We start from the raw sequence: 26113 nt of genomic DNA on the forward strand, positions 1-26113 counted from the left end.
CTTTTTAAAATTAAAAAACGAATTGCGGGAATCTATATTGTAAACTTTTCGACAATTCCTGTAATTCGTTATTTTGTATCGATTTTTTTCTTGTAAATAGTGAGACATCCGTCCGGGCATACGTATCCACAATTGGCGCATCCGATACAAGCATCCGGATTCTTCATATATACGTAATGGTAGCCTTTGGTGTTTACATCTCTAGGTTGTAATTCCAATACATCGCAGGGGCAAGAAACAACACATAGGTCGCATCCCTTGCAACGTTCGGTATTGACAACCACAGTTCCTATTATTTTGGCCATTATATCTGTACTTTTTTATTAATAGTTATTCTCTAAGTAAAGAGCATTTTAGTGTTGAACTATGTACAAAGTTATTGGTTATTATTTTTATACTCCACTTTTTTTGATAGAAAGTTGTTAAAAAAACAAATATACTTACTCACTGTTTTCTAAAGCATTAATAATCTGATAGATTGAGATTCAGATGGTTGACTCGACAACCTTGTGTTATATTAAATCTTCTATATTTATGCCAATTGTTTTAACTAAATCGTCTGGATTTATCTGTATTTGCAGACCTCTTCTTCCCGCACTTATGTATATGAGGCTAAACTTTTTACATGATTTATCTATATAGGTTGGAAACAGCTTTTTCATACCGATAGGTGAGCACGCACCTCTGATATATCCGGTGATCCCTAACAAGTCTTTCGTCGGGATCATTTCGCAATTTTTATTCCCCGAAATCTTAGCTGCAGCTTTTAGATTTAGTTCTTCAGCTCCGGGAATAATGCAAACAAAATATCCTGTTTTATCTCCTTTCAGTACAAGTGTTTTAAATACCTGATTTACATCTTCGCCTAATTGTTCGGCTACATGTATAGCACTAAGATCAGATTCATCTACTTCGTAGGGTATGAGTTCGTATTTGACCTTTTCCTTATCGAGTAATCTGACGGCATTGGTTTTTTCTATTTTCATTTTCTCTTTATTCTCCTGCCTTTAAATAAAACAAACATTCATCGAAGAAGTTTATGGAATTATGGATTAACCTCCCTCTATTAACTAAAGTGCAAAATTAATAATAGAAATTATGAAAAACACTATTAAAACTGTAATTGTACTATTGGGACTTGGAGTCTTAGTAGCTTGTGGTAATAATGCCAAGAATGAGTCCGTGTCTGATTCATATTCTTTTACTGTCATGGATATGCAAATGCCGCCAGAGGAATCAAGAAATACTCAAGCAGCACCAGTTGCAGAACAATATGCTCCGCTTGAAGCTGGCACGGCTAATTTTATAGCAACTTCAGCAGCGAATACAAAAAATGATGATGGAGTGCATAAATTGATACGGACTGCTCGTTTGAAATTTAAGGTTAAGCAGGTTCCTCATGCAACCTATAAAATAGAAGATGCTGTTTTAAATAACAAAGGATTTATTGTAAAATCAGCAATAAATAACGAACAATTGCATGCTTCTATGGTGAAGGTATCTAAAGATTCATCGCGAGTTACATATTATAATAATTTAGTTGCAGATATGGAATTGCGTGTACCTTACGATCAACTAGGCAGAGTTTTGAGTGAGATTGCTCCTTTAGCAGTTGCTATTGATTATAGGATAGTAGAAACTCGTGACGTAACATTCGACTTGATGTCCGATCGTCTCGAGCAAGAGCGTAAGAAAGTAATGCAAAAGCGTTTGTCGAATGCTATTACGAATAAAGTGAGTAAACTGGACGATCTTGTAGAGGCAGAAGACAGAATGGACAATCTACTTACACAAGCTGATGATGCAAAATTATCTAGTTTTAGGCTGACAGATCAAATGGCTTATAGTACAATCAGCATTATATTATATCAAGATCAAACGGAATATAGTGAAATGGTTTTGTCTGATGTTGAAGCAAAAGAATACGAACCTGGTTTTGGTCTAAAATTTTTAGATGCTTTGAATAACGGGTGGATTATCCTTAGTGAATTGATGCTTGTTTTAATCAGTTTGTGGCCATATATTTTTGTGTTATCAATTAACGTTGTTGCACTTCTCTACTTAAGATACTGGATGAAAAACAGAAAGTAATCTGTTGTTATTATGGATATAGATATTTGGATGGAAGATTTTAAGGGGCTAATCGCTCTATCTTCCATTCATTGTTTAATAGCCTGTATTGCAATCTGTCGTGAAGTCTGCTCTTGCGCCCTTGCCAAAATTCGATCAGATAAGGCTTGACGATATATCCGCCCCAATTGGGAGGGCGGGTTATTGTTTTGCCTGTAAATCTAAGTTCGAAATCTGCATTTAGTTTTTCCAGATATTGTCTGTTTGGAATTACTTGGCTTTGTGGCGATGCCCAAGCCCCCAGTTTGCTTTTCTCGGGGCGTACCTCAAAATATGAGTCAGATTCTTCGTCTGATATTTTTTCGACTGTCCCTTCTATCCGCACTTGTCTTTCGAGTTCGTGCCAAGCGAAGTTTAAAGCGCAATATTTGTTTGCAGCTATCTGGTCTGCTTTTTTACTGTCGTAGTTAGTGAAAAATACAAAACCTTCGGGTTTTATTTGCTTTAGCAAAACGATACGGGACGATGGTTTACCATCAATTGTAGCCGTTGCCAGATTCATCGCATTGGGCTCTAATACCTCCGACTTTATTGCTTCGTCGAACCAGAGTTTGAACATATCAATAGGGTTGGGAAGAGCTTCCGACTCATCAAGGGTTTTGAGCGTAAAATCTCTACGTATATTAAATAGATTTGTCATATAATAATGTTTTTAGAAGACTCAAATATACGAAATCGATTTTTAGAAGAATCTGTTTATCTGAAAAATAAATCCTCATAGACATCACGTCTACGAGGATTCAAGATCAACTAAAAAAACTATCAATAGAAAAGTTATGCTAGACAAAGTGCAACATTCTTTGTTGCTGCATTTTCATGCTTTTTGCAATATCTGTTGCATTGCTCTTTGATGCTATAACCTAATAATATACCTAAAATAAAATCTTCTTCGGGGGTGAGTCGGTTCAATGGCTTGTTTTTACATATCTTATCAACTACCACCATACATTCTTCTTTACCGAAGAATATGTTTACATTTCCATTATTTAATGGTTGTATTATGTAACTAATACCATTTCTTTCTAACCTGGATTTGATAGACTCTTCTTCCTGTTTCTTAAAAGTGAAAAGAACCATATCTCTTACTCCTTTTCTGAATTCATAAATAAGGTGATCGAAAAGCCTCATAATTATAGTGTGTTATAGAAGTTAGATCGCTTTTTTTAGATCTTCTACCCAGCAAGCAATACGTTGGTCGGTCTGATCAGATTCGTTATCATTGTCGATAGGAAGTCCGATAAATTGTCCGTCTATTATGGCTTCAGAGCTATCGTATGTATATCCTTCGGGACTAACTCTTCCGATGATCTCACAACCTTTGTTTTTTATTGCATTGTATATTGTTCCCAGCGCATCACAAAATGTATCACTGTATGACGATGAATCGCCGCAACCAAATAAAGCTACTTTCTTACCCGCCAGATCAGCATCTTTTAATTTGTCGATGTAATCTTCCCAATCGTCTTGCAGATCGCCCATTCCTAGAGTCGATGATCCGAATAGAACAACATCGTAAGCCGAAAAATCAGCTTTAGCTTTTGATACATCGTGTTGGTTTCCTTTGTCTACACCTAGCTTTTTTGCAATGTCTTCTGCAACTTCTTGTGTATTCCCTGTGCTTGAACCGTAAAATATTCCTATGTTGGCCATTTTTGTGATTTTAGATAGATTAATAAATTAATTATTACGGATACAAAGTAAATGGATAGCCAACGGTAGTGCAATACCCAGATATAATGAAATATTCGATGTTTTCTACTTATATCTAAGTATTACGATCAGGTTATACACAAAAAAAGAGCAACTTGATAATTCAAGCTGCTCCTCTATGCTATTTGTAAATTGTTTACTTAAGCCTCTTCCGTTACAGGAAGTACAGAAACGAATGATCTGTCATTTCTTTTTCTGCGAAATGCTACTACACCATCAGTCAATGCAAATAATGTATGATCTTTACCGATACCTACATTTTCGCCCGGATGATGAGTTGTTCCTCTTTGACGAACTATAATATTTCCTGCTTTAACAATCTCTCCACCAAATTTTTTAACGCCTAATCGTTTACTTTCCGATTCACGGCCGTTTTTCGAACTACCTACACCTTTCTTATGTGCCATTTTCTTCTGTCTTTAATTGATTAAGCAATAATATCTTTAACTATAACTTCTGAAAATTGTTGACGGTGACCGTTCAATTTACGGTGACCTTTTCTTCTTTTCTTGTGGAAAATAAGAACTTTGTCTCCTTTTACTAATTCAGAAACGATTTCTACTACAACTTTAGCGCCTTCTACTGTAGGGGCACCAACTGTTACAGTTCCATCTTTGTCTACTAATAAAACCTTTTCGAACTCAACTTGAGAACCTTGGTCTGCATTAATTTTGTGAACAAAAATCTTTTGGTCTTTTTCAACCTTCATTTGTTGTCCTTGAATGTCTACGATTACGTACATCTGCTTTTAATTTTACAGGTTATATGTCTGAGGCGAACACTTTTTATAGTTGTTTCTTATTGGCCTATTGACAATCGGGTTGCAAAGATAATAAAATAGTTTGATTTTTTGAAAGCTTTTTCTTCAAAAAATCATCGGACTTCCATCATTCTCAATTCACCTTCTATATCACTTGGTAGAAGATTGGGGTCGTATATTCCAATCTCAGATAATATGGGGATTAGGTCTGCTCTTGTAATCTTACGGGTTGTTGTAAGTCTTGTTCTGCTCAACATGAATGCGGCTTTTGTTGTTAAGTCGATGATTAATGTGTCGCCGGCTATGGTGAAAGATTCCGTTTTCCTTCTTACTTCATATCCATCTTCTATTCTTTTGGCTATAGTAGTTGCTTTACCATCTTTGAAGGTTCTTTCTATATTGTATATTTTACTATCTTCTTTGAAATCTCGATTTATTTCTTTGTCTAGTTCGGGATAGTTTGTATCTAATGTTCTCTCTAAAGTAGACCATGTACCTTCTATGGATATAGGTTCACTATTATCGCTACTGCATGATGAGGCGACAATGCAAATTACTGCAAGTATTGCAAATGATAATATATTCTTTTTCATAAGGCTGTCGTATTCAATTAATTTGTTTTGCAAAGATAATTATAAATTAATAAGTATAACTCAATATAAATATAACACATAACGTAAATATATTGTAAATATTGAAACAAATTTTATGATTAATTGGTTTTATTTTGTCTATTTGAAGTTATATCTGTTAATACTGTGTTTATTTTCTATTTTAGTTTTGTTTCAAAGATAAAATGATATACATTTGCCAGACTTTAGCATAAAAATTGACATAGAAAATATAACGAAATAAAATTAGAATATGTGTGGATTTGTTGGTGCATTTGAATTAACACAAGATATTGATACATTACGTTCTCAAGTCTTGAGAATGGCGAAGAAAGTTCGTCACCGTGGTCCCGATTGGTCGGGTATATACTGTGGTGATAAGACTATTCTTGCCCACGAACGCCTGTCTATTGTAGGTATCGATTCGGGAAATCAACCGTTGTATAGTAAAGATAAAAAACTTGTATTGGCCGTTAATGGCGAAATATATAATCATAAAGAAATTCGAAGCAGGTACCCTGAATATGATTTTCAAACACATTCGGATTGTGAAGTAATCTTAGCTTTATATGAAGATAAAGGTGCAGACCTGTTTGAAGACTTGAATGGTATCTATGCATTTGCTTTGTATGATAGCGAAAAAGATGTTTATCTGATAGGTCGCGATCATATGGGGATCATACCATTATATATGGGATATGACGATTTCGGTCAGTTCTATGTAGCTAGCGAGTTGAAAGCGCTAGAAGGTGTGTGTCCTAATATTAAGGAGTTCTTGCCGGGTCATAGTTTATACAGTAAGGATGGGAATAATCCGAAGCAATGGTATAAACGTGAGTGGATGGAGTATGATGGCGTAAAAGATAATAAATCGGATATAGATGAACTTCGCGAGGCTCTTGAGAACTCAGTGCATCGTCAATTGATGTCTGATGTGCCTTATGGCGTATTATTGTCAGGCGGATTAGATTCTTCTATTATTTCTGCGGTTGCAAAGCGATATGCTGCTCGCCGAGTGGAAGACAATAATGAAACAGAGGCTTGGTGGCCACAGCTTCACTCGTTTGCAGTGGGACTGAAAGGTGCGCCGGATTTAGAGGCTGCCAAAAAGGTAGCAGAATATATTGGAACAGTTCATCATGAAATTCATTTCACAGTCGAGGAGGCTTTGGATGCGTTGAGTGATGTGATTTATCATATCGAAACTTACGATGTAACTACAGTTCGTGCTTCTACACCTATGTATCTTTTGGCTCGTTTTATTAAGTCTATGGGTGTGAAGATGGTGCTTTCGGGCGAAGGTGCTGACGAATTGTTCGGTGGTTATCTTTATTTCCACAAAGCGCCAAATGCGAAAGCTTTTCACGAAGAGAATGTTCGTAAATTAGATAATCTTCATCTATATGACTGCTTGCGTGCTAATAAATCGTTGGCAGCATGGGGTGTTGAAGGCCGTGTTCCATTCTTGGATAAAGAATTTATGGACGTTGCAATGCGTCTTAATCCACAAGATAAAATGTGTGGAAACGGTAAAATGGAGAAACATATTCTTCGTAAAGCATTCGAGAGTTATCTACCTGAAAGCGTAGTGTGGCGTCAGAAAGAGCAATTCTCTGATGGTGTTGGTTACAATTGGATCGATACACTTCGTGAAGTTGCTGAAAAGAAAATTACCGACAGGCAAATGGAACATGCATCAGAGCGTTTTCCTATCAATCCGCCTATGTCGAAAGAAGAATATTGGTATCGTACCATGTTTGAAGAGCATTTTCCTTCAGCTTCTGCAGCCCAATGTGTGCCATCGGTACCGTCGGTAGCTTGTAGTACAGCTGTAGCATTGGAGTGGGATGCCTCATTCAAAAACAGAATAGACCCATCCGGTCGAGCCGTTAAGTCGGTGCATACGGAAGCGTATGAAAAATAAATAGAAAAATAAGGAAGCCCAGGCTTCCTTATTTTTTTGTCTGTTATCAGATGTAATGTGTTTTTAGAAAATTGAAATAACAGAAAGGGTGTAAGAGATATATTGCTGTCAAAAAAACCTTAAACTAATTAAAGGGATAGCATATGATTGATAATGCTTTCTTTTAGATATTTAAATTGTTTGTTGCTTTGACTTTATGATATGTTTTTCTTTGAACTAAAAACAAAAAGTATATTTAATTTGTTAATATAGAAAAAATGTATAGTTTTTTCTTGTGAAATAGAATAATTTGTATGAAATTTGTGTCAGCTTTAAAAGAAATAAAGAAAAGAGTAAGATGAAAGGATTGAAATTTACCAAAATGCAGGGTGCGGGTAACGATTACATATATATTAATGGCTTTACTCAATCCATAGAAAATCCATCTGAAGCGGCAATCAAATTAAGTAATCGTAATTTTGGAATAGGATCGGACGGTCTGGTCTTTATACTTCCTTCCGAAACTTGCGATTTCAGAATGCAAATGTTCAACTCTGACGGCTCAGAAGCGGAAATGTGCGGAAATGCATCCCGATGTGTTGGTAAATATGTATTCGATAATGGTCTTACTACTAAAACAGAGATAACTCTCGAAACCAAGGCAGGTGTAAAGTATCTGTCCCTCCTCGAAGGTGACGAGAAAACACGTAAGGTGAGAGTTGATATGGGCGAACCAATTCTCGAACCTACATTGATCCCCGTAAGCATTGCAGAAGAACCTGTAATTAGCTATCCGTTAAATATAGATGGCAAAACTTGGAAAATAACATGTGTGTCGATGGGTAATCCCCATGCAGCAGTTTTTACAACAGGAATCGATAAGCTAGATTTGCCTCTTATCGGACCCAAGTTTGAAAAACATCCTGTCTTCCCACGAAAAACAAATACAGAATTTATAGAAGTTGTAGATCGAAATACACTGAATATGCGTGTATGGGAACGTGGTGCAGGCGAAACATTGGCTTGTGGAACAGGTGCGTGTGCCGCAGGAGTTGCCGCAGTTCTTAATGGTCTATGCGATCGTAACATTACGATTCATTTAATAGGTGGAGATCTTCAAATAGAATGGGATGTGGTAAATAACCATGTTTATATGACCGGTGAGGCTGTCACTGTATTCGAGGGTGTAATACTATAAGTGAATAGGAGACTAAAACGATAGAAGGAAAAAAGTATTTATAATAAATTTATGGCATTAATAAACGATAATTTCACCAAACTACCCGGAAGCTATCTTTTTTCGGATATAGCTCGTAAGGTAAATGAATTTAAAACAGCAAATCCACAAGCAAATATTATTCGTTTGGGCATCGGTGACGTAACTAAGCCTCTTCCCCCATCTGTTATACAAGCAATGCATAAGGCAGTTGACGAAATGGCTGATGCTTCGACATTCAGAGGATATGGTCCGGAGCAAGGATATGATTTTTTGGTTAACACTATTCTCCAAAACGATTATAAAGCTTACGGATTAGATATTGCTACAGATGAGATATTTGTAAGCGATGGTTCTAAAAGCGATACCGGCAATATAGGTGATATATTAGGATTGGATAATATCGTAGCTATAACTGATCCTGTTTATCCGGTGTATGTTGATACAAACGTTATGGCTGGTAGAGCAGGCGATTTGCAGGCTAATGGTAAGTGGAGTAAGATTGTTTATTTACCATGTACAGCCGAAAATGATTTTGTGCCATCATTACCAACCGAAAAAGTTGATATTGTATATCTATGCTATCCTAATAATCCGACGGGAACTACTCTTACCAGAGATCAGTTGAAAGTTTGGGTCGATTACGCAATTCAAAATAAAGTGCTTATCCTTTTCGATAGTGCTTATGAAGCATATATTACAGAAAGTGATGTTCCACATAGTATATACGAAATAGAAGGAGCCAAAGAAGTTGCTATTGAATTTCGTAGTTTCTCTAAAACGGCAGGATTTACAGGTACACGTTGTGCCTATACTGTGATTCCTAAAACTGTAATGGGATATACGCAATCGGGCGAAAAGGTTTCGTTCAACAAATTATGGAACAGACGCCATACTACCAAGTTCAATGGCGTACCTTATATTATACAGCGCGCGGCAGAAGCTTGTTATTCATTAGAAGGTAAGAAGGAAGTTAAGGCGACTATCGATTATTATCTGAATAATGCGAAAATTATAAGAGAAGGTCTTTCTGCTCAGGGCTTAAAAGTTTACGGTGGTATAAATTCTCCGTATATTTGGGTGAAAACACCGAATGATATGACTTCATGGCAATTCTTCGATTATCTGCTGCACGATTTGAATGTGGTCGGTACTCCCGGTGTCGGTTTTGGCCCTAGTGGCGAAGGGTACTTGCGATTGACAGCTTTCGGCTCATTAGAAAATACAAAAGAAGCCGTGAGTAGACTAAAAAATATTTCTATCTAAAAAATATATAACCCAATAAATAATAAATTTTATGTCAAAGTTACGTTTCAAAGCAGTAGCGGCAGCCTCAAATAGGAAACCACTCGACGTGGTTGCTCCTACTCGTAAAACATCGGAGTATTACGGAGAAAAGGTATTTAATCGTAATGCGATGGCTAAATATCTGTCCAAAGCAACATTCAAAGCTCTTTTTGATGCTATTGATAAAGGATCGACAGTAGATCGTGGTCTTGCTGAGCACGTGGCAGCAGGTATGCGCATGTGGGCTTTAGAAAACGGAGTAACGCATTATACACACTGGTTTCATCCCTTAACCGACGGTACAGCTGAAAAGCATGATGCTTTCGTTGAGCACGATGGGCAAGGTGGTATGATCGAAGAATTTAGTGGGAAATTATTGGCTCAACAAGAGCCCGATGCATCGAGTTTCCCATCGGGAGGGCTTCGTAATACATTCGAAGCACGTGGATATTCGGCATGGGATCCATCGTCTCCTGCGTTTATTATGGGTGATACACTTTGTATTCCTACCATCTTTATATCTTATATGGGTGAGGCACTCGACTATAAGACACCATTATTGAAATCTTTGGCTGCAATAGGTAAGGCAACTGCCGATGTGTGTCATTACTTTAATAAAGATGTTAAATCTGCGATTATTAATTTAGGTTGGGAACAAGAATATTTCTTGGTAGACCAAGATCTTTATTCGGCTCGTCCCGATTTAGCTTTGACAGGCAGAACATTGATGAGTCACGAAAGTGCGAAAAATCAACAATTGGAAGATCATTATTTCGGATCTATTCCATTGCGCGTTCTTAAATTTATGGAAGAACTGGAGTATGAATCGTATGCATTGGGTATCCCTGTGAAAACCCGTCACAACGAGGTTGCTCCTAACCAGTTCGAATTAGCTCCTATTTACGAAGAATGTAATCTGGCTGTAGATCACAACTTATTACTGATGTCTATTATGGATCAGGTAGCGCGTAAACATTCGTTCCGCGTATTATTCCACGAAAAACCATTCAGAGGAATCAATGGTTCGGGAAAACATAACAACTGGTCGATATGTACAGATACCGGTATCAATTTGTTATCACCGGGAAAAGATAAGGTGGAAAATCTTCGCTTTATTACTTTCGTTGTTAACATACTTGCAGCCGTGCATAAAAATAACGGTTTGTTGAAAGCTTCAATATCTTCGGCAACGAATGCGCATCGCCTTGGTGCTAACGAAGCACCTCCGGCTATTATTTCTGTATTCTTAGGTACACAAGTGAGTGATATTCTTGATAAATTTGAGAAAAGCTCGGTAAAAGATGCGATTGTTGTAGATAACAAAAAGCAAATCAGTCTGGGTGTTGGGCAAATACCTGAGATATTGCTGGATAATACCGACCGTAACCGTACATCTCCATTTGCATTTACAGGAAATCGTTTCGAGTTCCGTGCTGTTGGATCATCGGCTAACTGTGCATCCGGTATGACTGCTCTTAATGCATCTGTGGCAGAGCAATTAGTTGTTTTCAAATCAGAAGTGGATGCTTTGATCAAAGGCGGAAAATCGAAAGAAGAAGCACTTTATGAAGTGTTGAAGAAATATATTAAAGAGTCTCGTCCAATTCGTTTTAATGGTAACGGATATAGCGATGAGTGGAAAGCAGAAGCTAATAAACGTAAACTTGATTGCGAAACAAGTGTTCCTGTTATTTACGATAGCTACACATCTAAGCAAAGCGTGAAGACATTCCACGGTATCCTTTCAGAGGTTGAACTTCATGCTCGTAACGAGGTGAAATGGGAAACTTATGTGAAAAAGATACAGATAGAGTCTCGTGTACTAGGTGATCTTGCTTTAAATCATATTATTCCGGTTGCAATCAGCTACCAATCGATATTGTTGACAAATGTTGCTAAATTGAAAGAAGTATCGTTGGATTACAAACAATTGGGAGCAGAGCAAATGCGTTTGATCGAAAAGATTTCTACACATGTGAATTCTATCAATGCAAAGGTTCATGAAATGGTTGATGCCCGTAAAGCTGCAAACAACATAGAGAGCGAACGTGAAAAAGCAATTGCATACCACGATAATGTGGCTCCTTATTTAGATGAAATCCGTTATCATGTAGATAAACTGGAATTAATTGTAGATAACGAAATGTGGCCTTTGGCTAAATACAGAGAACTGCTGTTTATCAGATAATGATCGATAATCAGTTTATGATAAGATAAAATACTCCCGGTTTCAAACAGAAGTCGGGAGTATTTGTTTTATATTGGGCATATAATGATTTATTTTGCAACATTGTTGTTTGTTCTTTTGTTATATAAATGTGGTTAAAAGTGTATTTTGGTAAAAATAATAAACTTTTTAAAGCAAAAGTCATATTTTTATGTTCAAAAACAGTATATTTGTCAATAGAATTAGTTTAGGAGAGTGTCTATTTCTCTTTCATCCTTTATATCAACTAAAAATATGCAAAATTTAAGATCAGCAGCGCAGTACGGTTTATACGACCCTGCTTATGAGCATGACGCTTGCGGGGTAGGAATGGTGCTTCATCTGAAGGGGGCTAAGTCTCACACTATAGTTGAGAATGGACTTCGTGTATTGGAGAACATGACCCATCGTGGAGCTGAGAATGCCGATAATAAAACTGGAGATGGTGCAGGTATTATGTTGCAGATACCGCACGAGTTTATATTACTTCAAGGGATAGCTGTCCCAGAGAAGGGTCATTATGGTACAGGTCTCGTCTTCTTGCCTAAAGGTGAAAAAGAAGCTGAGGCATGTATGATTACACTCAAACAATATATCGATAAAGAAAAACTGATACTTTCGGCAGTGCGTGACGTGCCTGTGAATAGTGATATTCTGGGAGAGATGGCATTGGAGAATGAGCCGATGATTAAACAGATATTTGTCGTTGGCGATGAAGGGATGTCTCCGGATGAACTGGAACATAAACTTTATCTTTTACGTAAAAAAATAGAGCGAGAGATAGTTAATTCGACAATCTTCTCGAACGAAACTAAAAGAGCATTTTATATTGTTAGTCTGTCAACTAAACGTATAATATATAAAGGGATGTTGTCGTCAGAACAATTGCGACACTATTTCCCTGATCTTTTGAATCCGTATCTGACCAGTGCGATAGCTTTGGTGCATTCACGTTTTAGTACCAATACATTCCCTACTTGGGATTTGGCTCATCCGTTCCGTATGGTGGCTCACAATGGTGAGATTAATACCATAAAAGGTAACCGCCTGTGGATGGAAGCTCGCGAAAGTGTTCTTAAATCAGAACAATTAGGTAATATAAACGAACTTTGGCCTATTGTTCAACCCTATATGAGTGATAGTGCATCTTTCGATAATGTGCTTGAATTCTTGGTTATGTCTGGTAAGTCATTGCCACATGCTATGGCGATGATGATACCTGAATCGTGGAACGATAAGAATCCGATATCAAGTGACCTAAAAGCGTTTTATGAATATCATAGTATGTTTATGGAACCTTGGGACGGACCAGCTACAATCTTGTTTACCGATGGTCGTTATGCAGGAGGTTTGTTGGATCGAAACGGACTTCGTCCTGCTCGTTATCTGATGACGCATAACGATATAATGGTGGTTGCTTCCGAAATGGGAGTGTTACCGTTCGAACCATCTGAAATAAAAGAAAAAGGGCGCTTGAAACCCGGTAAGATGCTAATGGTAGATACCGAAACAGGTGCTATCCAATACGATGCAGAGTTGAAAGAAAACTTAGCAAAAGCATATCCATACCGTGAGTGGCTGAATAAAAACAGAATATCGCTCGATGATATATCTTCGGGACGTACTATAAAATACAGTGTAGATAATTATACCAAACTGCTAAAAGCATTCGGATATTATAGAGAGGATATTGAGAATATACTTATTCCGATGGCTAACGATGGCAAAGAACCTACTGCATCGATGGGTAATGATACTCCGGTAGCCGTGTTGTCGGAGAAGCCGCAGCGATTGTTTAACTACTTCCGTCAGCAGTTTGCGCAGGTAACCAATCCGCCTATCGATCCTATTCGTGAAGAGTTGGTGATGTCGTTAGAAGGCTATATCGGTTCACTGCATAAAAATGTGCTCGATCCTATCCCCGAACATACAAAAATGGTGGGGTTATCCAATCCATTTCTATCTAATAGAGAATTGGATTTGTTGGTTCATCTGGGATATAAAGGATTTAAAGCCGAAGTTATCCCGATGTTATTCGATCCTAAAGCAGGAGCTAAAGGTTTAGAACAAGCGATCGACGAGCTTTGTAAGAAAGCAGAAGAGGCCGTAGATAGCGGTAGCAATTATATTGTTATTAGCGATAGAGGTGTAGATAAAGATCATATCGCGATACCGTCATTGCTTGCAGTATCGGCAGTTCATCATTATTTGGTAGCATGCCGTAAGCGTATGCAGATAGATATAGTTGTAGAATCGGCAGAACCTCGCGAAGTAATGCATTTTGCATTATTGTTTGGTTATGGTGCCAATGCGGTGAATCCATACTTAGCATTAGCTGTGATAGAAGATGTAGTAAAGAAAGGTGATATTCATCTTGATTTCTATACTGCAATGAAGAATTATGTGAAGTCTATCAATAAAGGCTTACTCAAGACAATGTCTAAAATGGGTATCTCTACGCTGAAAAGTTATTTAGGTGCTCAGTTGTTTGAGGCAATAGGCATTAGTACAGAGGTTATTGATAAATATTTCGTAGGTACAACCTCCAAGATTGGAGGTATAGACTTAGAAGATATTGCACGCGAAGCTATCAATCCTTTCTTCGAAGCATTTGAAGAAGATTTTGAAGATCCTTCGTTAATTAATCAGGGAATATATGCTTGGCGTCGTGACGGAGAAAAACACGCTTGGAATCCTGAAACAATTTCTAAACTGCAATTGGCCACTCGCTTGGGTAGTTATAAGATGTTTAAAGAATATACACATTCTATCGATACTAAATCGGAAAAGATATTCTTACGTGACTTCTTAGATTTCGAACCAAGTAAGAAGCCATTAGATATAAAATCAGTAGAACCTATATCAGCCATTACAAAACGATTTGTAACAGGTGCTATGTCTTTTGGCTCTATTAGTCGTGAGGCACATGAGGCAATGGCTATTGCCATGAATGCAATCGGCGGGAAAAGCAATACGGGCGAGGGGGGAGAGTTACCTGAACGCTTTGCAACCAGTGCACGTTCGTCTATCAAGCAAGTAGCTTCTGGTCGTTTTGGGGTTACTACTGAATATTTAGTAAATGCAGATGAAATTCAGATTAAGATAGCTCAGGGCGCAAAACCCGGAGAGGGTGGACAATTACCCGGATTTAAAGTAGATGATGTGATTGCAAAAACACGTCATTCTATTCCCGGCATATCATTGATATCACCACCGCCACATCACGATATTTATTCTATCGAAGATTTGGCTCAATTGATATTCGATCTTAAAAGTGTTAATCCAAAAGCGCAGATAAGTGTGAAACTTGTTTCTGAAAGTGGAGTAGGTACTATTGCTGCCGGTGTAGCAAAAGCAAAAGCCGATCGTATTGTTATCAGCGGATGCGAAGGCGGTACAGGTGCTAGTCCCGCAAGTTCCATTAAGCATGCAGGTCTTCCTCTCGAAATAGGATTGGCTGAGGTTCAACAAACGCTTGTTTTAAATAATCTTCGTGGACAGATTCGTTTGCAAACGGATGGTCAGTTAAAAACAGGACACGACATAATTGTTGCTGCGATGCTCGGAGCTGAAGAATTTGGTTTTGCTACGAGCGCTCTTATCGTGTTAGGATGTATCATGATGCGTAAGTGTCACTTGAATACTTGCCCCGTAGGAGTGGCTACTCAAAATAAAGAATTGAGAGATAAATTTATCGGAAAAAGCGAATACTTGATCAGCTATTTTAACTTTTTGGCGGAAGAAGTGCGTGAGCACTTGGCTCGATTAGGATTCAAATCATTAGATGAGGTAGTCGGCAGAGCCGATTTATTGAAATATATGAAGAGCGATGCTAATGAGAAAGTGAAGAAACTTGATTTTTCACGTCTGATGTATTTTCCTGTTGAAGCTAAAGAAAACGCTATACATCATATAAAAGATCAGGAGCATAAACTGGACGATGTGCTTGACAGAAGTTTAATAACGACTTCCCGTATAGCTGTCGATAAAAAGATGCCTGTTCAGATGACTAAGGTAATCAGAAATACAGACCGTACAGTTGGAGCAATGCTTTCGGGCGAAATAGCTAAGAAGTATGGAAATGCCGGTCTTCCTGTCGATACAATCCAATGTTCGTTCAAAGGAGCAGCCGGTCAGAGTTTTGGAGCGTTCCTTGCTCATGGAGTAACATTCAGGTTGGAAGGTGATGCGAATGACTATGTAGGTAAAGGTTTATCGGGTGGTAAAATTATTATTGTTCCGCCTGCTGTGTCTACCTTCAAACCTGAAGATAATATCATCGCAGGTAATACATTATTGTATGGTGCTACGTCGGGCGAAATTTATATCAACGGACGAGTAGGTGAGCGCTTCTGTGTTCGCAATAGTGGAGCGATAGCCGTAGTAGAAGGAGCAGGAGATCACTGCTGTGAATATATGACAGGTGGTCGTACGGTTGTCCTTGGTAAAACAGGACGCAACTTCGCCGCCGGAATGAGTGGAGGTGTTGCCTATGTCTATAACATAGATGGCGACTTCGATTATTATTGTAATATGCAAATGGTGGAATTGACATTGATCGAAGATAACTACGACAGTAAAGAACTTCGTCAGTTGATAAACAATCATTATCACTATACAAACAGTCCTCGGGCAAAATATATTCTTGACAATTGGAATACCGAAGTAGAGAAATTTATGAAGGTAACTCCGATAGAATATAAGAAAGTGTTACAAGACGAAAAATTAGAAGCTATCAAAAAGAAAATAGCTCAGGTAGAATTTGACTATTAAGAGGAGGACGATAATTATGGGAAATCCAAAAGCATTTTTAACAGTAAAGAGAAAAGACGCAGGATACCGTCCGGTACAAGATCGTGTCCTTGATTTTAGTGAAGTTGAACAAACTCTAAATACGGAAGACAGACGCGAGCAAGCATCCCGTTGTATGGACTGCGGTATACCGTTTTGTCATTGGGGCTGCCCATTGGGTAATAAAATGCCCGAATGGCAGGATTATATTTATAAAGGAAATTGGAAGTTGGCAGCAGAGGTGTTGATGCAGACGAACGATTTCCCCGAATTTACAGGACGTATTTGTCCTGCGCCATGTGAGAGGTCGTGTGTGCTATCGATTCATCGTGCTCCTGTAACAATCCGTGAGAATGAGGCTGCTGCATTAGAACATGCCTTTAATGATGGATTTATACAGCCGCAAATACCTACTCATCGTACGGGAAAGAAAGTAGCGATAATCGGTTCAGGGCCATCGGGCTTGGCTGTTGCCAATCAATTGAACCGTAAAGGTCATGAAGTGACAGTATATGAAAAGAGTGCTCGTGTTGGTGGCTTACTTCGTTTTGGTATACCTGACTTTAAATTAAATAAGAACGTTATAGATAGGCGTATAAAACTGATGGAAGCCGAAGGCGTGAAATTTGTTACTAACGTTGAGGTTGGCAAAGACATTAAGGGAAAGAACCTGTTAAAGGATAATGATGTTGTTTGTGTTGCTATCGGCTCGCAAGTACCACGTAATCTTCCTGTCGAAGGGCGAGAACTAAAAGGAGTCTATTATGCAATGGAATATCTTACCGTGCAAAATAAGTTAGTGGCTAAAGACGAGATTCCATCTGCTCAGATAATTGATGCCAAAGGTAAGAATGTACTCGTTATCGGTGGTGGAGATACCGGTTCAGACTGTATCGGTACAGCTAATCGACAAGGAGCGGCTAATGTTCTTCAAATAGAAATTATGCCTAAGCCTGCTAAATTGGAGGATATAGAAAACCCTTGGCCTGTGCCATTTCCTGCTGTGTTGAAAACATCTTCATCTCATCTCGAAGGTTGTGATCGTCGCTGGTCGCTCAATACAAAGCGATTCATCGGCGAGAACGGTGTTTTAACCGGAGTTGAATTAGTTGAGGTTGCATGGGAGAAAGATGAGCAAGGTAAACACGTTATGAAAGAAGTTGGCATTCCCGAGATTCATAAAGTAGATCTCGTGTTTCTTGCTCTTGGCTTTGTTCACCCTATACAGGAAGGTCTCTTGGCCGAAATGAAATTGAAAACCGATGATATCCGCCATAATGTGGTAACGGATGCTAACCGTGCTACTAGTGTAGCCAAAGTATTTGCTACGGGCGACTGTGTCAGCGGACAATCGCTTGTTGTTACAAGTATAGCTTCGGGGCGTAAAACAGCACAACATATCAATGATTACCTGAAAGGATAATCATTACATATCGTATATTTGAAAGACGAATCTTGTTATCAGGGTTCGTCTTTTTTCTTATAATGACTATCTTTACAGTCAAACAATACTTTATCTATGTCGAAATATCTAATAACGAATTGCTCGGTTCTCATTCTGTTTGTCATTCTGATGAGCTCTTGTGGGGTACAAAGAACTTCGCAACCGGGTGCTTTGTATGACCCTAAAGAAGTGGCGGACTTATCCAGAAAATTAGGAATTGAACTTAGCAACATCAATAAGGATGATGATAAAAATATGGGTTTATATGCAGAATCTTCTCTTTGGCTAGGTGTTCCTTATCGCTATGGTGGGCAAACACGCAAGGGGTTAGATTGTTCGGGTTTTGCATCTATCATCTTTCAAAAAGTATATGGTAAAAAACTGCCTCGTTCTACAAATGATCTCGCGGATATGAAAATGCACCACGTTTCGAAGGGGAGCTTGCGGACAGGTGATCTGGTTTTCTTTGCTACAACGGGAAACAAGAAGAAAATAAGTCATGTTGGTATTTATCTTAAAGATGACTGTTTTATTCACGCATCTACATCTAACGGTGTGATTGTGAGTAGCCTTAAGGAAGATTATTATAAGCGAACATGGAAAAAAGGCGGACGTGTTAGGTAATTCTTATAGAACTTAAATTATCTAAAAAAATAACATTATTATAACTCAGATTTTCATTTATTGGTCATAATGTGTATATTCACGAATTCAAAAAAAATATTACGCATGTCCTTATCAAACAATACGTCTAAATTCTTCTCCTTACTTTTGGCCTTACTCATAGGTTCAGCATCATCATTCGCAGCAGTAGATGAGACTATGAAAGCACCAAAAGAAAAGAAAAAGACAACTTCAGACGCAACAACATTAACAGCTAAATCCCTTGAACTAATACAATCCTCACAAAATATAGAATTAACTACCCAAAACGGTAATTCAATATACCTTCCCCGCATAGATAAAGTTCTCGTAGATCAACCCAATTCAGCTCTTTCACCAACTAATCTCGCTTTTCATGAAGAAATGTCTGTTGGTACTGTAGCTCTTCAGGCAAAACTTATCGAACAACAAGAAATAAAGGAATTATCCGAAGTATTGGGTGTACGCATAAAAGATGCTAAGAATCTGGATTTATATCGTGAGGTAGCAGATTGGTTAGGTACACGTTATCGCAGAGGCAGTATGAGCCGTAAAGGTGTAGACTGTTCAGGCTTTACGAATATTATTTACAATACAGTTTTTGACAAGAAAATTTCGCGTGTAAGTACTCAAATAGCAAAAGACGTGAAAGAGTCCCTTCCTAAAGATGAATTAGAGCCGGGAGATTTAGTATTCTTCTCTACTTTCGGTAAAAAATATATTAACCACGTAGGTGTGTATCTTGGCGATGGGCTGTTTGCTCATGCGTCTATCAAAAAAGGTGTTATTGTAAGTTCTTTAATTGAAGGATATTACAGTAAGACTTGGCGTAAAGGTGGCCGCTTGGATTGAGTTAGATCCGCAAAACAATATAAGAGAGGAGATGCATATGTGTATCTCCTTTTTCTTTTTATAGCAAGAGTAAAACTATTAACCGAAACGAAACATATTTGAGATGAAAATGTTTTATCTTTGAGTAGGTATAGTTCTTATTTGTAGCTATATCGCATAGTTGTTACAGAAAATATTAACAGGTCTTAGACCTTAGAATAAAAGATATGAAGAAAAAACTTACAATTGCACTTGTTGCACACGATCATCGTAAAGCCGATATGGTAGAATGGTGTTATTATAACTCAGAGTTCTTGTCTAAACATCACCTTGTTTGTACGGGGACAACAGGTAGTCTTGTTGCTCAATCATTCAAGGAAAAAGGTATTGTAGCTGATATAACTCGCATGAATTCGGGGCCTTTGGGAGGAGATGCCGAGATTGCTGCTATGGTAGTACGTCACGAAGTAGATTTAGCTATCTTCTTGATCGACGACTTGAATCCGCAACCTCATGAAGCCGATATTATGATGCTACTTCGTCAGTGTCGTGTTCATAATGTGCCTATCGCATGTAATCGATATAGCGCGGATCTGATGATTACAAGCACTTTATGGGATGATTCGGATTACCTACCGACTAAACCTAAATATGAAAAATTCGACAGGAAAAAATTCGATGCTTTGTATCGTAAAGTGATGGAATAAAAAGAGCCGGTTAGATTTCTAATCGGCTTTCTTTTTATCTATGTCTAACAGAAGATTATAGGTCGATCTTAATGGATCTCCCTTCGTTGTCGAACGATACAGATGCTGCATCGACTTCGGCATCGAATGTGAATATCTCTGTTGGTATTATTGTGAAAGTTCTCTTTTCTTGTCCTTTAGTGATTGAATAGTAGATATGCAATGTCTTGTTATATAGACTTGTACTATCTAGTGTTATTGTTGTTTCAAATGGAGTTTCCGGTAGAACAATAGCGCCAACCTTTTCCATGTCGAAATTGATTTCGGTCGGAGAATTTTCCATTGTTTTTGCCGGTTGGAAATTCTTTTCAAATGTTGCCTGATCTAAAACATATACTTTCGGTTCAGTTAGCTTCACCGTTGAGAAATAACCGTCGACCGGATATAGTTGAATCGATGGTTCTGTTTCTATTGTATTTTCAGCAGAAGCCTTTTCTCCTTGGTCTATCGGTTGAGGTGTTTTTGACGAACAACTACTTAATATAAATGCTGAGATAACTGCTAAGAATAGAATTTTATTCATAATTAATCTATTGTTTTTGTAACTATTAGAAGTTAACAACTGAATAATAAATATAGTTTTTTCAATCATTTAATTGAGCGTATTTATTGCCTTTTTTCCAGCACTAAACGGTCACTAACTGTATTTGGAATTTCATCTTCGTAATGTGTTACATAGATAAGAGATTTATCTGCATCGCAGAAATCCTCTATTATCTTTTTTACTCGTTGTTTATTTACTATATCTAACCCATGTAGGGGCTCATCCAGAATAAGCAGATCCGGATTTTTGACAAACACACGCGCTAATAGTATCAGACGTTGTTCGCCCGACGATATATTAAGGAAAGAGACATCTTTGATGTGCTCGATATTGAATATCTTCATCCATTCCAAAGCAACTTTCTCTTGTTCTTCATTGCACTTTCTGTACAACCCGATAGTATCGAAAAAACCGGAACTGACTACATCCAGACATCTCACATTTTTGAGGTAGTAGAGATGCATTTCGGGTGAGACATAACCAATACGTTTTTTTATATCCCAGATGCTTTCTCCCGTTCCACGTTTGCGGTCGAAAAGTGTAATGTCGTTTGCATATGCTTGTGGATTGTCGCCACAGATAAGACTTAGTAATGTTGATTTTCCTGAACCATTGACACCGAGCAGAGCCCATTTCTCACCTCGTTTCACTTGCCAGTCTAAATCTTTAAGTATGGTACGTGCGCCATATCTTATTTGTATGTTTTTTAGTGTTGCAGCATTTTCGAAAGCTAGCCAATCGTTTTTATAATTGTCTTTTAGTTTTTCTATATCGCCTGTCTTAGTTGTTTTAAACAGGTTTTCAATAAATTCTTTGTTGTTACAGAATTCATTTTTGCTTGTTGCAGGATATATATGCTTGTCGCCGATTGGTAAGATATTCGTTATCATATCGGGAATATCTGCCGGATTAGAAAGAACCAGTACAATTTGCAAATGTTCTAAGTTGGATAGACGTGTTAGCAAATCGTTCAAAACAACACGCGAAGCTGCGTCTAAGCCTATAAAAGGATTGTCCAGTATCATTATTCGAGGTCGGGATAGGAGGGAGCGTACAATAAGGAATTTGCGTAATTCTCCGCTCGACAACATATTTACTTCCTTTTCCATCAGTTCGGATATTTCGAACCATCCTATCAAGGTGTCAAGCCATGTCTGATCTGCATTTTTCACAAGCTCTTTTACAACAGGAACTACCTGTTCGTCGCCTTTATTCCAACGTTGCTGGTAGTAACTGTTTTGTGTATCAACTATACTATATATGTCCCGGAAAGCCACACTTTTAACGACAGAAGAAACAGGAAGATTGTTACCTTTCTCATCTTTACAGATAATTTCACCACTTTTTAAAGCATATTTGCTGAGTAGAATATCTGTCAACAGTGTCTTGCCACCTCCGTTTGGCCCTATAATTGCCCAATGTTGTCCGTCTTCTATTTTCCAGTCTATTGGTTTGTCGAATCGCAGTTGTTCGAATCGGGGAACTGCGCTCGCTATCTCAATAATTGTTTTTTGCTCCATCTTATATTATAGTTTTTTGCTTATAGGTTTGTTTCAAAAAAGTAACAAAAGTAACACTTTCACCCTGTTATTGAATGTAACCTTTTCTGTTACTTTCAGCGATTTATTTTATATATAGATAAACTTGAAAATATGCTATCTCTTGATTTCGTACCTAATAAAAAGTGTATTGCAAAGGTACAGAAAAAGGGCTATCTTTATATTTTAAAACAAAAATACTATGGCACGAATTACAACAGTTCTTTTCGATTTTGACGGGGTTATTGCTGATACAGAACCTCAATATGATATTTTTTCCGATTGGTTAGCCGAGAAATATAAGTTGGGGATAGCCGATTTTGCATCGTGTGCAAGAGGTGTCACTTTTTCGTACGTATTGGAAAAATATTTCTCTGATTTCACTGATGAGGAGAAAGCTCAGATTGTAAGAGAATCAGATGAATTCGAATTGAAAATGGATTTTCCATTGGTTCCCGGAATATTTGAGTTTATTGCACATCTTAAAAAGAATGGCTACAAAGTGGGGTTGGTAACCAGTTCGCCCGATTTCAAAATGGAGATAGCTTTGGATAAGTTAAACCTAGTCGGGGTATTCGATACGGAAGTTACGGCAAATCGCATAACTCGAGGAAAACCCGATCCTATGTGCTTTCTTTTAGCCGCTAAAGATTTAGGATCACTACCCGAAGAATGTCTTGTCTTCGAAGATTCATTATTCGGGATACAAGCGGCTACAACAGCAGGAATGAAGGTTGTAGGTTTATCTACATCTTTTTCGGTAGAAGAATTGCAAGATAAGGTGCATGACGTGATGCCCGATTTCTCTGACCTACCGAAAGTGATTTCTTATTTATAGTTTTAATATAAAATCAATAATAACAAAAGGCGGCTCTCTATTTCAGACAGTCGCCTTTTGTTAGGACGTTTTTTTCTATACCAAGAAGCAAATTCTAAGCTTTCGTTCTCATTTTCTAATCAAGGCTCTTCATTGGTATTTTTCCATGTATTTATTTCTGCTAAAGAAGTATGAGCTTCATCTCTTATATGGTCTATTTCGAGTGCTGCTTTTTCTACCATCAACTGTGCTTTTTCGGCAACTAATTGGGCGTGTTGTCTGATGTAGTCTATTTGCTTTTCACTCTCGACTTTTAATTTATCGAACTCGTCTTCTATCTCTTGCCTTTTCTTCTTATTATTCCTGTCCATAAAAAAGCCTGCTATAGTAACCAAAATTGTCAATGCCGCAATGATGATTCCAAACAAATCTATAATTTTTGCCATACGGCTTTGTGTTTCAGCAAGACGATTATTTTGTTCTATTATCTTGTCATCTGCTTTATCTTTTTCGTTTTTTAGCTCTGTCAGCTTTTCATCCATCTCTTTTTTTTGAAGTTCAAGTTTCAGATCCACTTCTGTCTGGCTATATGTACTTTGTGCATAAGTAGCTAAACTGATACAAAACACTAGCAGGAACAATATTTTCTTTGTCATAAATTGATTTACTATAAGTTAAAAATAATATAGAATAGTTCTTTTTAAAAGAACACTTTTTAGAAGCATTTAGTTTTCTCAATCCTATATTTGAAGGATTTGTAATCACCACGCCCCCTCCTGCTCACTGAGAAGGGGGAGGATAATGAGAGAATTACTTCTTTTTTTGCAGAGATTAAGAGGGATAGTTATCTCAGTGTAATTTATGTTCTATTTAAAATTTTGAGACAGCCTCTTTCAGATATAAGAGATATCGTTTAAATCTTATCAGACTCATCGTCTCTCCAGTGTTCCGGTCTGTCAAGTGTGTTGCCACATTTGATCTTTCCTTTACCTACATTTAAACCATCTTCCGAAATCGCTTGCACCATCCAGTATTCACCGTATTCATCAGGAATAGGATAGGGAGCCGGAAATCCTAATTTTTTCGCATGAGGGGTAAAACCATATTTAGGATAATATTCTTTATGTCCCAAAACAAAAATCAATTTTGATCCTTTTTCTTGTAATATTTCGATACCCGCCTTTATTAGCATTCCTCCGATCCCTTGTCTTTGATAGGTTGGTATAACAGCCAATGGGGCTAAGATGTGCATTAAAGGTGAATTCTCTTTATTATCAAACGTTACTTTCGTAAATAAAATATGTCCTATGGCTTCGCCGTTATGAAAAGCAAGTAGCGAAATTATGGGTTCAGCTGTTTCGTCGCTCAATAGATCAGCGACCAGTTTTGCTTCTTTATTGTAGCCAAATCCTAATCTTTCTACTTTCATTATACTTTCAAAATCATTTATATTGGTTTCCCTGATTTCGATTTTTAATTGATTTTGTGTGATTTCCTGTCTTATTCTATAATTTTTGTTCATGATTATTGATGCTGTTTATCTTCAAATTATGCGACATGTAGATGTCTCTGATAATCTAAAAAAGTTAAATAAATATACGAAATTATTCTCTGGATGTATTCCAGAGTAAAGCGGAGGGATAACCTGTAAAGAAATTACACATTATTTACAGCACCAATATAGAATCGTTTGTAGTAAACATAGGCGACAAAGGTATATGTTTTTTGTCAATAATAAGAGAACTCACATTATTTTAAAGTGAGTTTGCAATAAGGGAAGAAGCAATAATTTTTTTACTTACCCTGTCATTCCGATACGCAGTGAGGAATCTTGACTGCAACTTGTTATAGAATAACAGATTCCTCACTGCGTATCGGAATGACAGAGTGGACTAAAGATAGATCAATTATAAAGGATAAACGATGCTTATCTCTGCCTCACGTTATTTTAAATACTGTGCCTCAATAAATCGAAGTTGTTTCTCCAGCATTGAAACATATTTCATATCATATCCATTTTTCGCTGCTTCTTCGATCGGGCGGGAATAGATGTAGTCTATTTCCAATTGACGATGCGAGTCAAAATCCAGTTTCATACTTGGCGAATATGGTGTCATTTTCCGTGTCATATCCATCATTTCATCTGCATACGATTCCGATATAGAGCAGCCTGCACGATTGGCAGCCTGAATAACCTCCAGCATCATTTGATTAATCAGTAAATCGGTATTGATGTTAGTCATCAGTTTATCGGTTGTGGTATTCAATACAACAGTCATTCCATTGAATGGTATATTCCAAACCAACTTCATCCAGCGTGCAGAATACAATTCTACGATATGCGTTTCAATGTCAGCCTGCCGAAAGTCGCTGTGTACTTTCTCCAATATATTCGTGTCAGTGCATGAATAAGAGCCTATATTGAGCTTGCCATAGTCTAGGTGGGTAATGTGTCCATCACCAGTCTTATTTGAGCAGATAAAGGCTAATCCACCCGCGATGTTTAAATTGGGAAAATCTTTCTGTAAATCGGCTTCCAAGCCGAATCCATTTTGTATTAATATAACTACGGTATCTTGATGTAATAGTGGTGGTAGTAGTTCTTTTAAAAGCTTGTTGTTTGTCGATTTGAGGCAAACGAATACTACATCACATTTCGGCATATCGGAGCTTTTGTTGTATGCTAAAACTGATGGTAGCTTAAAATTTCCATTAACCGAATCGATTTTCAATCCATGCTTTTTTACGTAATCATAATCGGAATGGAAAAGAAAATGTACTTCTTCGCCCGATCGGGCAAGCATACCACCATAGTATCCACCTATTGCTCCCGAACCTATTACTCCATATTTTAATGACATAGCTTTTTTATTGTAAAGATAAGTAAAAAGTAAAAGCGACTATCTCGATAGAGATAGTCGCTTTCAATATAATAAG

24 protein-coding genes are annotated in these 26113 nt (G+C 37.6%); 11 read left to right on the plus strand and 13 right to left on the minus strand.

Annotated elements, in window-relative coordinates:
- Positions 1 to 68 precede the first annotated feature (68 nt).
- Positions 69 to 305, minus strand: a complete 237-nt coding sequence (locus G7Y57_RS02435; RefSeq protein ID WP_165020577.1) for a 4Fe-4S dicluster domain-containing protein — start codon at positions 303 to 305, stop codon at positions 69 to 71.
- A gap of 207 nt (positions 306 to 512) precedes the next feature.
- Complete coding sequence (ybaK, locus tag G7Y57_RS02440) at positions 513 to 986, minus strand: Cys-tRNA(Pro) deacylase (RefSeq protein ID WP_165020578.1); 474 nt, start codon at positions 984 to 986, stop codon at positions 513 to 515.
- 112 nt (positions 987 to 1098) lie between these two features.
- Between ybaK and G7Y57_RS02445 the strand changes: the two genes are divergently transcribed.
- Entirely contained in the window at positions 1099 to 2091 is a 993-nt protein-coding gene (locus G7Y57_RS02445; protein ID WP_165020579.1) for a DUF4349 domain-containing protein, read from the plus strand.
- A 40-nt stretch (positions 2092 to 2131) separates the two neighbouring features.
- Here the strand turns inward: G7Y57_RS02445 and pdxH are convergent, their stop codons facing one another.
- The 6 genes from pdxH to G7Y57_RS02475 form a co-directional block, all read right to left on the minus strand.
- Positions 2132 to 2770 carry a pyridoxamine 5'-phosphate oxidase gene (gene pdxH, locus G7Y57_RS02450; protein ID WP_165020580.1) on the minus strand — a complete coding sequence of 213 codons (639 nt, stop codon included), beginning with the start codon at positions 2768 to 2770 and terminating at the stop codon, positions 2132 to 2134.
- A 134-nt stretch (positions 2771 to 2904) separates the two neighbouring features.
- Complete coding sequence (locus tag G7Y57_RS02455; protein WP_165020581.1) at positions 2905 to 3258, minus strand: DUF2023 family protein; 354 nt, start codon at positions 3256 to 3258, stop codon at positions 2905 to 2907.
- 21 nt (positions 3259 to 3279) lie between these two features.
- Positions 3280 to 3780 carry a flavodoxin gene (locus G7Y57_RS02460; RefSeq protein ID WP_165020582.1) on the minus strand — a complete coding sequence of 167 codons (501 nt, stop codon included), beginning with the start codon at positions 3778 to 3780 and terminating at the stop codon, positions 3280 to 3282.
- A gap of 200 nt (positions 3781 to 3980) precedes the next feature.
- Positions 3981 to 4247, minus strand: coding sequence for a 50S ribosomal protein L27 (rpmA, locus tag G7Y57_RS02465; RefSeq protein WP_165020583.1), 267 nt, complete (start codon positions 4245 to 4247; stop codon positions 3981 to 3983).
- Between the two features lie 20 nt (positions 4248 to 4267).
- The gene (gene rplU / locus G7Y57_RS02470; protein ID WP_165020584.1) at positions 4268 to 4582 is read right to left on the minus strand and encodes a 50S ribosomal protein L21; all 315 of its coding nucleotides are present in this window, start codon (positions 4580 to 4582) and stop codon (positions 4268 to 4270) included.
- Positions 4583 to 4713: 131 nt separating this feature from the next.
- Entirely contained in the window at positions 4714 to 5193 is a 480-nt protein-coding gene (locus G7Y57_RS02475) for a hypothetical protein (protein ID WP_165020585.1), read from the minus strand.
- 271 nt (positions 5194 to 5464) lie between these two features.
- Between G7Y57_RS02475 and asnB the strand changes: the two genes are divergently transcribed.
- The 9 genes from asnB (at position 5465) to G7Y57_RS02520 (ending at position 20238) form a co-directional block, all read left to right on the plus strand.
- Positions 5465 to 7135 (plus strand): asparagine synthase B, encoded by a 1671-nt coding sequence (asnB, locus tag G7Y57_RS02480; protein ID WP_165020586.1) that lies wholly within the window; start codon positions 5465 to 5467, stop codon positions 7133 to 7135.
- 337 nt (positions 7136 to 7472) lie between these two features.
- Complete coding sequence (gene dapF / locus G7Y57_RS02485) at positions 7473 to 8312, plus strand: diaminopimelate epimerase (protein WP_165020587.1); 840 nt, start codon at positions 7473 to 7475, stop codon at positions 8310 to 8312.
- A 51-nt stretch (positions 8313 to 8363) separates the two neighbouring features.
- A complete protein-coding gene (locus G7Y57_RS02490; RefSeq protein ID WP_165020588.1) occupies positions 8364 to 9596 on the plus strand; it encodes an LL-diaminopimelate aminotransferase in 1233 nt (410 codons plus the stop codon).
- A 31-nt stretch (positions 9597 to 9627) separates the two neighbouring features.
- Complete coding sequence (locus G7Y57_RS02495; protein WP_165020589.1) at positions 9628 to 11805, plus strand: glutamine synthetase III; 2178 nt, start codon at positions 9628 to 9630, stop codon at positions 11803 to 11805.
- A 273-nt stretch (positions 11806 to 12078) separates the two neighbouring features.
- Positions 12079 to 16596 (plus strand): glutamate synthase large subunit, encoded by a 4518-nt coding sequence (gene gltB / locus G7Y57_RS02500; protein WP_165020590.1) that lies wholly within the window; start codon positions 12079 to 12081, stop codon positions 16594 to 16596.
- A 16-nt stretch (positions 16597 to 16612) separates the two neighbouring features.
- Positions 16613 to 18037: a glutamate synthase subunit beta gene (locus tag G7Y57_RS02505; protein ID WP_165020591.1), complete on the plus strand. Its 1425-nt coding sequence runs from the start codon at positions 16613 to 16615 to the stop codon at positions 18035 to 18037.
- A 96-nt stretch (positions 18038 to 18133) separates the two neighbouring features.
- Complete coding sequence (locus G7Y57_RS02510; RefSeq protein ID WP_165020592.1) at positions 18134 to 18682, plus strand: C40 family peptidase; 549 nt, start codon at positions 18134 to 18136, stop codon at positions 18680 to 18682.
- Between the two features lie 105 nt (positions 18683 to 18787).
- Positions 18788 to 19552, plus strand: a complete 765-nt coding sequence (locus tag G7Y57_RS02515) for a C40 family peptidase (RefSeq protein ID WP_165020593.1) — start codon at positions 18788 to 18790, stop codon at positions 19550 to 19552.
- A gap of 206 nt (positions 19553 to 19758) precedes the next feature.
- Positions 19759 to 20238, plus strand: coding sequence for a methylglyoxal synthase (locus tag G7Y57_RS02520; protein WP_165020594.1), 480 nt, complete (start codon positions 19759 to 19761; stop codon positions 20236 to 20238).
- A 55-nt stretch (positions 20239 to 20293) separates the two neighbouring features.
- Here the strand turns inward: G7Y57_RS02520 and G7Y57_RS02525 are convergent, their stop codons facing one another.
- Positions 20294 to 20800 carry a hypothetical protein gene (locus tag G7Y57_RS02525; RefSeq protein ID WP_165020595.1) on the minus strand — a complete coding sequence of 169 codons (507 nt, stop codon included), beginning with the start codon at positions 20798 to 20800 and terminating at the stop codon, positions 20294 to 20296.
- A gap of 83 nt (positions 20801 to 20883) precedes the next feature.
- Positions 20884 to 22341, minus strand: coding sequence for an ATP-binding cassette domain-containing protein (locus tag G7Y57_RS02530; RefSeq protein ID WP_165020596.1), 1458 nt, complete (start codon positions 22339 to 22341; stop codon positions 20884 to 20886).
- A 220-nt stretch (positions 22342 to 22561) separates the two neighbouring features.
- Between G7Y57_RS02530 and G7Y57_RS02535 the strand changes: the two genes are divergently transcribed.
- Positions 22562 to 23197, plus strand: coding sequence for an HAD family hydrolase (locus G7Y57_RS02535; protein ID WP_165020597.1), 636 nt, complete (start codon positions 22562 to 22564; stop codon positions 23195 to 23197).
- A 119-nt stretch (positions 23198 to 23316) separates the two neighbouring features.
- Here G7Y57_RS02535 and G7Y57_RS02540 read toward each other — a convergent pair whose 3' ends face one another.
- The 3 genes from G7Y57_RS02540 to G7Y57_RS02550 all read right to left on the minus strand — a co-directional run bounded on the left by G7Y57_RS02540 (position 23317) and on the right by G7Y57_RS02550 (position 26037).
- Positions 23317 to 23832, minus strand: a complete 516-nt coding sequence (locus G7Y57_RS02540) for a hypothetical protein (RefSeq protein WP_165020598.1) — start codon at positions 23830 to 23832, stop codon at positions 23317 to 23319.
- Positions 23833 to 24089: 257 nt separating this feature from the next.
- Complete coding sequence (locus G7Y57_RS02545) at positions 24090 to 24698, minus strand: GNAT family N-acetyltransferase (protein ID WP_165020599.1); 609 nt, start codon at positions 24696 to 24698, stop codon at positions 24090 to 24092.
- 421 nt (positions 24699 to 25119) lie between these two features.
- Positions 25120 to 26037 carry a putative 2-dehydropantoate 2-reductase gene (locus G7Y57_RS02550; protein ID WP_165020600.1) on the minus strand — a complete coding sequence of 306 codons (918 nt, stop codon included), beginning with the start codon at positions 26035 to 26037 and terminating at the stop codon, positions 25120 to 25122.
- Positions 26038 to 26113 lie beyond the last annotated feature (76 nt).

The organism is Dysgonomonas sp. ZJ279 (assembly GCF_011039205.1).
Taxonomy (GTDB): Bacteria; Bacteroidota; Bacteroidia; order Bacteroidales; family Dysgonomonadaceae; genus Dysgonomonas.